The sequence below is a fragment of the Priestia sp. TRM10 genome, from assembly GCF_057808375.1.
Map to the genome: position 1 here is coordinate 517,792 of NZ_JBJZOT010000015.1, position 12,422 is coordinate 530,213.

10 protein-coding genes are annotated in these 12,422 nt (G+C 37.6%); 2 read left to right on the forward strand and 8 right to left on the reverse strand.

All coding sequences use genetic code 11. The features are described 5' to 3' along the window. Nucleotides 1-78 precede the first annotated feature (78 nt). The 8 genes from ACK3CR_RS19405 to ACK3CR_RS19440 all read right to left on the reverse strand — a co-directional run bounded on the left by ACK3CR_RS19405 (nucleotide 79) and on the right by ACK3CR_RS19440 (nucleotide 8,454). Nucleotides 79-534 (reverse strand): lasso peptide biosynthesis B2 protein, encoded by a 456-nt coding sequence (locus tag ACK3CR_RS19405; RefSeq protein ID WP_061805271.1) that lies wholly within the window; start codon nucleotides 532-534, stop codon nucleotides 79-81. 13 nt (nucleotides 535-547) lie between these two features. Further along, nucleotides 548-829, reverse strand: coding sequence for a lasso peptide biosynthesis PqqD family chaperone (locus ACK3CR_RS19410; protein ID WP_488975970.1), 282 nt, complete (start codon nucleotides 827-829; stop codon nucleotides 548-550). Then, entirely contained in the window at nucleotides 826-1,755 is a 930-nt protein-coding gene (locus tag ACK3CR_RS19415) for an aldolase (RefSeq protein ID WP_430107449.1), read from the reverse strand. The genes ACK3CR_RS19410 and ACK3CR_RS19415 overlap by 4 nt, the downstream gene beginning before the upstream one ends. Nucleotides 1,756-1,842: 87 nt before the next feature. Further along, a complete protein-coding gene (locus ACK3CR_RS19420; protein WP_019392002.1) occupies nucleotides 1,843-1,980 on the reverse strand; it encodes a paeninodin family lasso peptide in 138 nt (45 codons plus the stop codon). A 14-nt stretch (nucleotides 1,981-1,994) separates the two neighbouring features. Next, nucleotides 1,995-3,932 carry an asparagine synthase-related protein gene (locus ACK3CR_RS19425; RefSeq protein ID WP_488975971.1) on the reverse strand — a complete coding sequence of 646 codons (1,938 nt, stop codon included), beginning with the start codon at nucleotides 3,930-3,932 and terminating at the stop codon, nucleotides 1,995-1,997. 630 nt (nucleotides 3,933-4,562) lie between these two features. After that, the gene (gene galT, locus ACK3CR_RS19430) at nucleotides 4,563-6,068 is read right to left on the reverse strand and encodes a UDP-glucose--hexose-1-phosphate uridylyltransferase (protein ID WP_488975972.1); all 1,506 of its coding nucleotides are present in this window, start codon (nucleotides 6,066-6,068) and stop codon (nucleotides 4,563-4,565) included. A 33-nt stretch (nucleotides 6,069-6,101) separates the two neighbouring features. Further along, on the reverse strand, nucleotides 6,102-7,283 hold the full coding sequence (locus tag ACK3CR_RS19435; protein ID WP_410914687.1) for a galactokinase: 1,182 nt from the start codon (nucleotides 7,281-7,283) through the stop codon (nucleotides 6,102-6,104). A gap of 184 nt (nucleotides 7,284-7,467) precedes the next feature. Further along, nucleotides 7,468-8,454, reverse strand: a complete 987-nt coding sequence (locus ACK3CR_RS19440; RefSeq protein WP_488975973.1) for a LacI family DNA-binding transcriptional regulator — start codon at nucleotides 8,452-8,454, stop codon at nucleotides 7,468-7,470. 315 nt (nucleotides 8,455-8,769) lie between these two features. Between ACK3CR_RS19440 and melB the strand changes: the two genes are divergently transcribed. Both melB and ACK3CR_RS19450 read left to right on the forward strand, forming a co-directional pair. Then, nucleotides 8,770-10,167 (forward strand): melibiose:sodium transporter MelB, encoded by a 1,398-nt coding sequence (gene melB, locus ACK3CR_RS19445; protein ID WP_488975974.1) that lies wholly within the window; start codon nucleotides 8,770-8,772, stop codon nucleotides 10,165-10,167. Nucleotides 10,168-10,198: 31 nt separating this feature from the next. Beyond that, the gene (locus ACK3CR_RS19450) at nucleotides 10,199-12,421 is read left to right on the forward strand and encodes an alpha-galactosidase (protein WP_488976209.1); all 2,223 of its coding nucleotides are present in this window, start codon (nucleotides 10,199-10,201) and stop codon (nucleotides 12,419-12,421) included. The last annotated feature ends 1 nt before the right edge of the window (nucleotide 12,422 follow it).

Below are 12,422 nucleotides of genomic sequence, written 5' to 3' on the forward strand. Positions count from 1 at the left end.
GTTTTTTTATTTTTTATAAAAAAATGCTAAACATTGTTTAACATGTTCCGATACTTATAAATGCAGCAGGAATTTTCACTATTCACTAATGATTCTTGAAAACTTTCCAACAATCGTGAAATTCTCCATTGTTTCTGCTCCTGTTACATATTTTGGACCGCTGCGCAGCCACGCATGAGCAATTAAGCGTCCATCTTTGTCTTTTCCCGTACCTAAATATAGCGTACTTTCAATCTTTCGTCGCTGGAGCATTTTCATTGCGGCAATTGCTTTCACTAAGCATTCACTTTCCCAAAAAGTATACTTGCTCATTTTATGAACAGCATAGGAAATATCGCGTAGCATAGGCTCATTTGAGGGATTTTCAATCATTCCCGTTTCTTCCATGTACTCACCTAGCGTTGGAGCTACTTTAGCAAATGGCCGGCTCTTTAAAAACCGTCCATAGCCTAAATAAAAGAAAGCTTCTAAAAGTAAAAGCTGCTGCTCCCATTCTAGCTTTGAGAATGTTTTTAATTTATGGATTAGTTTCACTCTCTTCACTCCTTTACATGACTTTAATCAGGTTTTCGTTCTGTAAATGTGAAAGAAAAGATAAAACATGATTTTCGCACTGCTCTCTTTGCACGTCATATTTATTTAGAAGTTTTTCAATAAGCTCTTCAACTAAGATTGCTTCACTTATTTCATCCCAGATGGCTCCACCAATGTTACCTAAGTTATAGTACTTGCCGTTTTCAATATTTAGCATGACTTTTTCTTGATCCATATCACTTTCGATATTTCCTTCACCTTGAACAACATGATGTTTTAGAGATAATGTGCTCACTCTTTTTCCTCCTCTTGGATCACTTTTAAAATTTCATCTACAAGCCTTGGTGCTGTAAATCCTTCTGATGGTCGCCTAAGTTCAAAAATCGGTGTTCTTTTCCCTACTTCCATCGAATGTTTGAAATGCCATTCGGCTAACTTAAGTCTGTCAATTAAGAAATCACGATACGTATGCTGAAGTAAAACGCGGAACTTCTCCAACGTTCCAATTTTTTCAAACCTGATTTTACTTGTGTTTCCTTTTGCAAGTTCAAAAACGCCACCGAGTGGGATGGGCTTATCGTAAAAACTTTCTTTTACAGGGACTGCATACTTTGTCTCCCTTTCAAACAGGGATTGATAGCCACTTGAATTGATTCCAAATCCAACTAAACTTTCTTCCCAAAGTTTCTGATGTGGATAAGAAGGATAAGCGATTGGCACTCGCTCTTTTGATAGGCGTACAGGAATGACATCATCGCTTAGTAACTTGTAGCCTTTTTGGATAAAAGCTGCTGCTAAAGTTGACTTCCCTGCTCCGGAATGTCCAACAAATGCATAAGCTTTCCCATTAATCTCTATTGCACTTCCATGAAGAGGCATGACTTTACGCTGCATAAGTAAGATGCCCATACACGAACCAAGAAGATAAAGCCTTACTTTACGTTCATCAACCCCTTCAAAAGGCACAACCGTAATTTCTCTTCCCTTCGTAATACAAAAGAAAGCGTTTTTTTGTGACTCAAATATAACAGAATCCCCATCAACAACAACTCGGCTCCGATCTTCTCGTTGCACCCATGTTTCTGGTAAAGAACCTTTTTTAATCCATATATCTATTGAATCTTCCCCAAACTCTCCAGAAGGTAATTCAGGAAGATGAACTTCACTCCATATGTTTAGTCCAAAAGCGTTATAAGCATAAACTGTTTGCGTTATACTCATTATCTTCACTCCGCTCATCACAAATTTTGAAAACCCTTATACACCTTACAGTGTATAAGGGTAATGAACGTATAATTTCATATCCAATTAACTATCATGATGCATTGCGTCCTCTGGATCTGGATCTGGTTGCACTGCATCAGGATAGCTTAGCCCAGGTCCTGCCATTGTTTTGTTTACATCCAACACTTCTACTTCAGGCTTTTCCCATTGTTTTTTCTCCACGATGTCACCCCCTTTCAAAAGTTTTTTTGAAGGAATCGATAGAGAATCAAGCTTCTCATTAAAATTCGAAAATCATTTCGAAATACTTGGTCAGCTGAAGGTTCATGGCGTATGTTTTCTAACGATTCCTTTAAAAGGTCTATATTTAAATACTCTGATAGATAGTCGTCCTTTAAAGCTCTTTCTAATTCTCCTATAAACACATTCCACTGTGGAAGCATCCTTTGAATTCCATCTGCACCTTGAATCCCTCGCGTTCGTTGGTTTAGTCGAACATCATCTGGAAGATAGCCTTTCATTGCTCTTCTAATGAGTGACCGATCTTGTCCATTTTGAACAAATTGACTTTCTGGAACTGATAAGCAAAAACGTACAACGCGTAGATCATTTGTTGGATCTCTATCCCATATGCCGTATCGAAGTGATAGCTTTGTTGTATATGCTCCGTTGAGAGCCCAATAGTATGGACGCTGAAATTGAATTTTTCGTATTTCATATGGAGTTTTTTGAATTAACCCATTTTTTTGAATATCATGTGAAGCTAATTTATTATAAACGTTAAACCGACTCGCTAATTTTTCATTAATCATTCCTCGAAAAGGTACTTCTTTGTTTTTAGATAAAGCTCCGCTTAGCTTTGGAAACACTTTACGCCCAACAACACGAAGTACTCTTGACCTTTTTGCCCCAAGATTTTTACTATACATCCGAACTTCTTGGCTGAATTTTCTTAATTGAAGTTTTCGTAATAGCATTGCTTGATAATCAAGAGCATGTCCCCACGAAACCGTCCAGTTTCCACGCTGTCCATTCAATATCACACCTATTCCTTGCTGTGATGCTTGTTCAAAAATCCCCTTCGCCCAAAAGCTATTTTCATAGAATTTATACGGCGTTTCTAACACGTCAAGCCAATCATCAATTTCAGAAAAAGAGCTTTTCTCTGGAAAGCTTAAGTAGTTGTCTCTAATGTTGCCAACATAGTTCACTGTTGACTTTATGGAAGGCCTTTCATCAGCTATTCGGCTTTTCGGTGACCAGTCTTCAAAATCATCGATAGGGACATAGCTATATGTATGCAATGATTTGTTTTGTACTCGTAGCTCTCGTGCTGCGATACTTGCAACAGAACCTGAATCCAATCCTCCACTCAGATGAGCTCCAACGTTAAGATGTGTTCGCAATCGGGATTTTACTGCTCCCTTAAAAACCTCAAGAAAAGCTTCTTCATATTCCTCATTTGATGAGAGCTTTAATTTCTTCCCCATGTCAAGCGTGTAATATGGGGTAAGCTTCACTCTTCCTTTTTCTACTGTTATGCTATGTGAAGGAGGAAGCTGTCTAATATTTTCATAGACGCTTGAAGAAGAATCTGTTGACTCAAACGTAACCGGTATAGCCAAAAACTCGGCTAGCCACGCTTCATTTAACCTTTTTGAAACAAAAGGAAGCGTAAAAAGCGGGTTAATAGCGGTACAAAAGGCGAAAGTTTTCTCATTATTGAAAAAATAAAGTGTGCGACACCCCGAAAAATCGCGAGCCCCAAACAGTTTTCCTTTTTTCTCATCCCAAATCATAAACGTAAAATCACCAACGAGAAACTTTGGCATCTCTTCTCCCCACTTAGAATAAGCATGTAGAAGAAGTTCGCTATCTTTCATAGAAACTCTATATTTTATATCTATTCCTAATCTATTAAATAATTCGTCTCGATTGTCGATGATAGCATCTGCTGTAATAGCGAGCTTTCGTTCACTATCATAAAATGGTAGTTTCTCTCCAATAGATTCCTCTGTAATCCATTGAGCATGACAACCAAAGAAAAGACTATCTTTTTTCCATGTTCCAATGTCATCAGCACGATATCTTTTTAACTCTTCCATCATTGCCTGACAGTGTTCTACACGAATTTCACTTTGATTCCATTCATATATGCCTACTATCGCGCTCATGTTTTCTCCTCTCGCAGTGCTAAAAACTTCTACTAGCTCTACTTCTTGTCTACCTTTTCACAATAAGGGTATAAAGTCTTAATAAAAAACAGAAATCACCTATGTATATGGATATATTAGCACAATTTTTCGTTTTTGAGTTAAATAAATGTAAGAATTATTCAATAAAATCCATTTTATGTAATTTATTACCTTTAATTAACTTTCTTTAAATATCTTTTTTCTTTCCCAGACAATGTAAATTACTATTTTTTCAGATAATATGTTATATTAACTAACATAATGTTAATATTATTAATAAACAGATACATCTCCTTGTTTATTCGACAAATAAAGGAGAATAAAAAATCATTTTTTGTTATTTTATAAACCTTTAGAACTATAAATAAGTCTATTTTTTTACAAATTACGACATTTCTTATTTTTCCGTATTTCCTTACTCTTTCATAATCGTTTATATATATTAAAATTGTAATGAAAGCGATATCAATATACATTTCATAAAAACGCTATTTTTATATAATATTTTCAAAGCACCTTTCTTTTATTTTTTGTAGAAAAAGCGATTATTCTTTTTCTCTCCCATTAATTCTTAATGCAAGCTGTAAACGACAAAAAAGACTTCGCTCATCACGAAGTCTTTTCCTCTAAAAGTCCAATAAAATTCCCGAATGCCTCTCTTCCTTCTCTCTCTTGTTTAAATACCCCTGCATCTTCAAGAACACGCAGAAACTTCATGCCAACCTCTTTTTGAAGGACTTCTGTTATGTTCTCTTTTGTTAGTTGATCTTTATACGTTTCTTTAATTTCCTCTGCCCAGTGAAGGTGATAAGTAGCAATTTTATTTTGTTCACCTAGTAAAAACTGAGCTACTTCTTGAAGCTCTTTTTCAAGACGAGCGGGTAACACCGCAAGGCCCATTACTTCAATTAAGCCAATATTCTCTTTTTTGATATGATGAACATCTTCATGGGGATGAAAGATGCCAAGTGGGTAATCTTCTGTTGTTCGATTGTTCCGTAAAACAAGATCTATTTCAAACTGACCGTCTCTCATTCTCGCAATTGGTGTAACCGTATTATGTGGAGTGTCTCCTGTATAGGCTTCTATGCTAACCCTAGGATCACTATAATTTTTCCATGTTTCGAGAACAAGGGAAGAAGCTCGAACAAGCTCTTCTCGCTCTTTGCTTCGAAGACGAATGACAGACATTGGCCAGTTCACAATTGCTCCGTGAACGTTCGGAAACTCTTTTAGTGTAAATACATGATTTTCTTTCGCTTTTGCCATTGAGAATTCATAGTTTCCACCTTGATAATGATCATGCGTTAGGATAGAACCCCCTACAATCGGAAGATCTGCATTTGATCCGATAAAATAGTGAGGAAACTTTTCCACAAATTCTAGCAATCTTGTAAATGTGCTCTTGCTTATTTTCATATCACGATGCTCACTTGATAGAACAATGCAGTGTTCGTTGTAGTACACGTATGGTGAATATTGAAGTAACCATTCTTCATTCCTTAAATTCATTCGAATCATTCGGTGATTCGAACGTGCTGGATGACCAATTCTTCCTTCATATCCTTCATTTTCAATACAAAGCAGGCATTTTGGATACGGATATTCCGTTTGTTTTTTTTGTTTTTCAGCAGCAATTTGCTTTGGATCTTTTTCTGGCTTAGACAAGTTAATGGTAATGTCTAACTCTCCATAATCTGTGCCCACTTTATAAGCGATATTTTTGGCAATTCGCTTTGTTTGAATATAGTTGCTGTTTTGACTAAGTGTATAAAAGTAGTTTGTAGCGTGTTCTGGATCGTTTTTATAGTGTTCATAAAAAGTACGATTAACGTCTGAAGGTCTTGGCAAGAACACGTTCATAATGTCACTGCTTAACATTTCTTTTTGGTCTAACATGTCTGAAATGATCCTATTTTCAACAGCATATCCTACAAGTTTTTCGACTAAGTCTGGAATCTCTCCTTCCTCTGTCTCTTGTACATGCTCGGGGAACATATCAAAACCTAAAAGGGACAGTACCCTATTTCTTGCATAGATACGGTCTTCAGATTCGATTAAGTTTACCGTGAATGCTTTTTCAACTAGGCTTTGTATGACGCTAAAAATATTCACTTTTTTCACTCCTGTCTTCATAAATTACAGCACTTAGTGCAGCACTTCTTGCGTAATTTCCTTTGTTCCTTCTCCGATATTCGCCACATAAAAAGTTGCCTCATATCCTATTTTCCTGGCATATTCTTCGCCTACTACTCTAATAAATTCTTCTGTCTTATCTTCTGCGACAATCGCAATTGCACAGCCGCCAAACCCTGCTCCAGTCATTCTTGCTCCAACTGTTCCGTCTCTTTTCCACGCAGCTTCTACTAATGTATCAAGCTCAATTCCTGTTACTTCATAGTCATCACGCAAAGAGCGGTGTGATTCATTCATATAAGATCCAAACGAGGCTAATCCATCATGTTCTAACGCTTGAAAAGCGCGTAAAATTCGTTGATTTTCATACACAGCATGTTTGGCTCTTTTCTCTAACACCCTATCATTTATAAGATGACGATGTTGTTCAAACTCAGTTTCCATTAAATCGCCAAGCGACCCAATTGAAAGACTTTTCTGCAGCCTATAGAGAGCGCTTTCACATTCACTCCGACGTTCATTATATTTAGAATCCGCAAGCTCTCTTCGTTTGTTTGTGTTCATAATAATAATTTGATGATTTTCTAGATTTAAAGGCATGTATTTGTATGTTAATGTACTGCAGTCAAGCAAAATGCCGCAGTCCTTCTTTCCCATTCCAACCGCAAACTGATCCATAATTCCACTTTGAACACCAATAAACTCGTTTTCTACTTTTTTCCCAAGTGACACAAGTTCTAGGCGTTCTATATGAAGCTGAAACATTTCGCTTACAATAACGCCAATAAGCATTTCAAGCGAAGCTGAAGAAGACAAACCTGCTCCATTTGGAATATTTCCGTAAATCATAATATCTAAGCCAGACGGAAGCGTCCATCCTCCTTGCCTGATATAGTGAATCATTCCTTTAGGGTAGTTCCCCCACCCATCGCTCTCTTCATAATGAAGCTCATCAAGCGAAAAAGTAATGGTTCCTTGTTCCGGAAAGTTAAGCGAATACAATCTCACTTCACGATCCTCTCTCTTTCTAGCAACTCCATAAGTACCAAACGTAATGGCACACGGAAAAACGTGCCCACCATTGTAGTCTGTATGTTCACCAATTAAATTAATTCTTCCTGGTGAAAAAAATAGACGCCCATCTCTTCCTTGAAAAAGCTCATCAAATTTATTTAATAGCTCCTCTGTTTTCACTTTTTCTCCCCCCAATAGCTCTTCCCTTTATCATCTAGCATTTTCACTATTATTCTTACCAGCATTTTATAATGTCAGAATTCTCCTTCATTTTAAGTTAAAAAGTAAAAAAGAGCAATATTTTTACTAAAAGTTTTACTAAAAACATAGAAAAAAGCTTGGAATATTTCTATTCCAAGCTTTTTTACTTTGTGCTTTCACGAATGTTTAATGCGGTTGAGAGCACGTCCTTTTTCGGGACCTCTCTTCCTTCAAGTCTTTCCATTAATGAATCGACGGCTGTTTCGCCCATAAGTTCTGTAAAGACTTTAACAGTGCTTAATGGAGGATAAACATGTTTGGATACGCTAAAATCATTCACTCCAATGATACTAACGGTTCCCGGAACTGGAATTCCCTCTTCATGCAGTGCCTTTAATGCTCCAAATGCCATTGAATCATTTCCAAGGAAAAAGGCTGTTGGGAGATTTTCTTTATGGTCTCTAATCGCTTTTTTCATGAGAGCATAACCATCATTTACAGAGAAGTTTCCAATGTAAACAAATGATGAATCATAATGACCTTTCTCTGTTAAAAAACGCTCGAAACTGAGAGTTCTTGGGTCTTGAATAAGCGCTGTTTGATCTCGATATGATTCCATTCCACCAATATAACCGATACGTGTATGTCCATGATCTAAAAAATACTGCAAAGCCTTCTCAGTTGCTCTTTCAAGATTGCTTATCACTGAATCAAACATATCCTCATCTGGTGAGCAGTCCACAAAAACAAGATGTGATGATCTCTCCTTAAGCTTTTCGGCTTGAGATAAACTAAACTTCCCAATCGCAATAATACCGTCTATCTCTTCTGATTCTTTCAGGTTGTCCATTGACACTTTCATAAGCTCAATATTGTGAACCTCACACGCTTTTTCTACACCTAAGTTTATCGCGTGATAATAAAGGTCATCAAGCTCCTCTTCTTCTGTATACCAGCTTACAACCGCAAATTTGTATGCTTGAGCGAGCTTGCGTCCGCCTTTCTTTTTGTACTGAAGTTCTTTTGCTGCTTGAAATACCTTTTCTTTCGTTTCTTCACTAACAGAGAGAGATTTATCATAGTTCAATACGCGTGAAACGGTGGCAATGGAAACACCTACTCGTTTCGCTATGTCTTTGATCGTCGCCATTTTTTGCTCCTTTTGTCTTGGTTAAAATAAACGCTACACTTCTTCTTCATTTATCATACCACATTGCTATTTTAACTAATTTTTTTACTTTAAAAAAAGAAAAATTTTCTATATAGCTGTTAAAAAATGCAGAAAAAAAATCTTCTCTTTTTCCCTTTTCCTCTACTATTCCCTCTATATATCTAACATTTTGACTGATAGTTAAAACATAATACCCTACTTTTCTACTTCTTCTGCACCTATACTAAATGCACGCACTACAATTCTCTCTCACATATGACACGTTATGTAAGGGATTACAAAGGGGTATGGGGAATGGAAAAACTATCTGCAAAAGCAAAGTATTCATTTGGGGTAGGAGCAATCGGAAAAGATGCTGTTGTAAACTTAGTCGGAATTTATCTCATGTTTTACATTACAGACGTATTAGGGCTTTCGCCTGCATTTGTTGGAACGCTATTTTTCATTGCTCGGATATGGTATGCAACAAACGATCCTGTCATGGGAATGATTGTTGACAATACGCACTCACGCTTCGGAAAATTCCGGCCATGGATTGTGATTGGAACGCTTGTCAACTCCGTTATTTTTGTTCTCTTATTTACAAACTTCGGCCTCTCTACAACAGAGCTTTATGTGTATATTTCAATTGCCTACCTCCTCTACGGCATGACATATACCATCATGGACATTCCGTATTGGTCGTGGTTACCAAGCTTAACAAATGATCCTCGCGAACGAGAGGAAGTCTCTGTCATTCCACGATTTTTTGCGAGTCTTGCTGGTATGTTAATTGGAACGTTTGGCCTTTATATGATTGATTTCTTTGATCGCTCCTTCGGCGGCAGTGGAGATCGTCAAACAGGTTTTACTGTTTCTGCAATTGTAATCGCTATCATCTTTATTGTAACAATTGCCGTTACTGTTTTTAACGTTCCTGAAAAACCAACGAATAGGAATGCACCACGAATTAAATTCAAACAGATTGGAAAGCTTCTTGCCAAAAATGATCAGCTTGTCGCTTTTATTGGGATCTTACTTTCTTTTAATCTCGCCATGCAAATTGTAAACGGTGTCACTATTTACTATTTTAAATATGTTACAGGAGCAGAACACTTATTTTCCATTTTCAACTTTATGATTACAGCAGAAATGCTCTCTCTCCTGCTCTTCCCAAGGCTTGTGAAAGCATTCAATCGTACCAAAGTGTTTACACTCGCATGCAGTCTTGTTGGAATAGGACTCGTCACCATTTTAGCTGGTGGATACATTGCACCGCAAAGTCCAGCATTCATTATTGTTGGCAGCTTTCTTTTAAAATTTGGTTCAGGTCTTTCCCTTGGGATTACAACCGTTTCAATTGCAGATGTGATTGACTATGGTGAGCTTAAATTTGGAATTCGCTCAGAAAGTATTATTGTCTCTACCCAAACATTTCTGATGAAAGCCGCTCAAGCAGTCTCAGGACTTCTTACTGGTGTTGGTCTTTCTCTTGTTGGCTATGTGCCAGACGCTGTCCAAACTCCTGGAACTGTAATGGGACTTCGCATTTTAATGATTGCGATTCCGCTCATTTTTGCTGCTCTTAGTCTCTTTATTTATCTTAAAGCTTATAAGCTAAAAGGCTCTTACTTAAACCTGATTGTGAGCGATCTAAAAGAAAAAAACGCAAATAATGAGAAAAATGAAGAAAACATTCAAAACATTCATTAAAAATCACGCTTAATAGGAAAGGATGATTATGATGACGATTATTTATAATGAAGAAAAGAAAGAGTTTCACCTTTACAATAACGAAATGAGCTATATTATGAAAGTGCTTCAAAACAACCAGCTTGGGCAGCTTTATTTTGGGAAAAGAGTACCGCACAGAGATTCTTTTGACTATTTAGTCGAAATGCAGCATCGCCCAATGTCCGCTTATCCGTTCCAAGGCAACTTATATTTCTCTCTTGATCATCTTAAACAAGAGTATCCATCTTACGGAACGTCTGATTTTAGGCACCCTGCTGTTGAAATTCAGCAAAGAAACGGCAGCTGCATTACGAACTTTGAATATAAAACACATGAAATCTATCGCGGGAAACCAAAACTAGCAAATTTGCCTGCGACGTATACAGAACATGATGATGAAGCAACAACGCTTCAAATCACACTACTAGATTCCGTGGTTTCCGTTGAATTAGTTTTGCTTTATACGATTTTTGAAGGAGAAAATGCGATTGCGAGAAGCGCTCGTTTTAAAAATATCGGAACAGAAAGCGTTGACCTTACAACAGCGATGAGCGCCAATCTTGATTTGCCAGATGATGACTATGAATGGATTCAGCTTTCAGGTGCTTGGGGACGCGAGCGTCATATTAAAAATCGAAAGCTTCAGCAAGGAATACAGTCTGTTGGGAGCATCAGAGGAAACTCAAGCCTTCAACATAACCCGTTTATAGCACTCAAACGTCCACACTCAGATGAATTTCAAGGAGAAGTGATAGGATTTAGCTTAGTTTATAGCGGCAACTTTTTAGCACAAGCAGAAGTTGATACACATGGACAAACAAGAGTTATGATGGGCATTCACCCGCATGGTTTTACATGGCACTTAGAAAAAGACGAAGAGTTTCAAACACCAGAAGCCGTAATCGTCTATAGTGATAAAGGGATAAACGGCATGAGTCAAACTTATCACCGTTTGTACAGAACCCGTCTTGTGCGCGGAGAGTGGCGTGATAAAACGAGACCTGTTCTTATTAACAATTGGGAAGCTACTTATTTTGATTTTGATGAAGAGAAAATTTTAGAGTTTGCGGAGGCTGCAAAAGAAGACGGAATCGAGCTTTTTGTGCTTGATGACGGCTGGTTTGGGGAACGAAATGATGACAAACGAGGACTTGGGGACTGGGTTGAAAACCGCGAAAAGCTACCAAGTGGGATTTCTGGATTAGCCAAAAGAATTGAAGAGATTGGCATGAAGTTTGGACTGTGGTTTGAGCCTGAAATGGTTAATAAAAACAGCAACTTATACAGAGAACATCCAGAGTGGATCATTGAAACTCCAGAGCGCAGAGCTTCTCACGGACGAAATCAGTTTGTGCTTGATTTTTCTCGGAAAGAAGTTGTCGATCATATTTATGAGATGATGGCAAACATTCTTAAAGAAGGATCTGTCTCATATGTAAAATGGGATATGAACCGTTCAATGACTGAAGTATATTCAAAAGCGTATGACTCTAAAAGACAAGGTGAGATTTTCCACCGCTATATTTTAGGCGTGTATGATTTATATGAGCGATTAACATCCTCATTTCCACACGTTTTATTTGAATCATGCGCAAGCGGTGGCGGACGATTTGATCCAGGTATGCTTTACTATGCTCCGCAAACATGGACAAGTGATGATACAGATGCCATTGAACGGTTAAAAATTCAATATGGAACATCGCTTGTTTATCCATTATCAAGCATGGGCGCTCACGTTTCTGCTGTGCCAAATGAGCAAGCATTCCGCACAACACCTCTTGAAACAAGAGCAAATGTGGCCTACTTTGGCTCGTTTGGATATGAATTAGATGTTACAAAGCTGTCAGAAGAAGAGCGAGATGAAATGAAAAAGCAAGTTGCCTTTTTCAAACAATATCGTCATCTTCTCTCACAAGGAACGTTTTATCGCTTGCTTAGCCCGTTTGAAGGCAATTTCACAGCTTGGATGGTTGTGTCAGAGGATAAGAAAGAAGCAATTGTTGGCTATTATAAAATATTAAATGAAGTAAACGGCAGATTCCGCAGACTTCCTTTAAAAGGACTAGATCCTCATAAGATTTATGAGATCGAAAAACTGAACGAGAACTTTAGCGGCTCCGAATTGATGAATATCGGACTCGTCACCTCGGATGCTTCGGCTGGTCAAGATCTCCAAGGAAATGAACCGCCAAGCGATTTTAGTTCGGTCCTCTATGTATTAAAAGCTGAATAAT

Bases quoted from the DNA above. Each gene is read 5' to 3' on its own strand.
- ACK3CR_RS19415 (WP_430107449.1), bottom strand. From the start codon at position 1,755: ATGAGTATAACGCAAACAGTTTATGCTTATAACGCTTTTGGACTAAAC.
- ACK3CR_RS19425 (WP_488975971.1), bottom strand. From the start codon at position 3,932: ATGAGCGCGATAGTAGGCATATATGAATGGAATCAAAGTGAAATTCGT.
- ACK3CR_RS19440 (WP_488975973.1), bottom strand. From the start codon at position 8,454: ATGGCGACGATCAAAGACATAGCGAAACGAGTAGGTGTTTCCATTGCC.
- melB (WP_488975974.1), top strand. From the start codon at position 8,770: ATGGAAAAACTATCTGCAAAAGCAAAGTATTCATTTGGGGTAGGAGCA.
- ACK3CR_RS19450 (WP_488976209.1), top strand. From the start codon at position 10,199: ATGACGATTATTTATAATGAAGAAAAGAAAGAGTTTCACCTTTACAAT.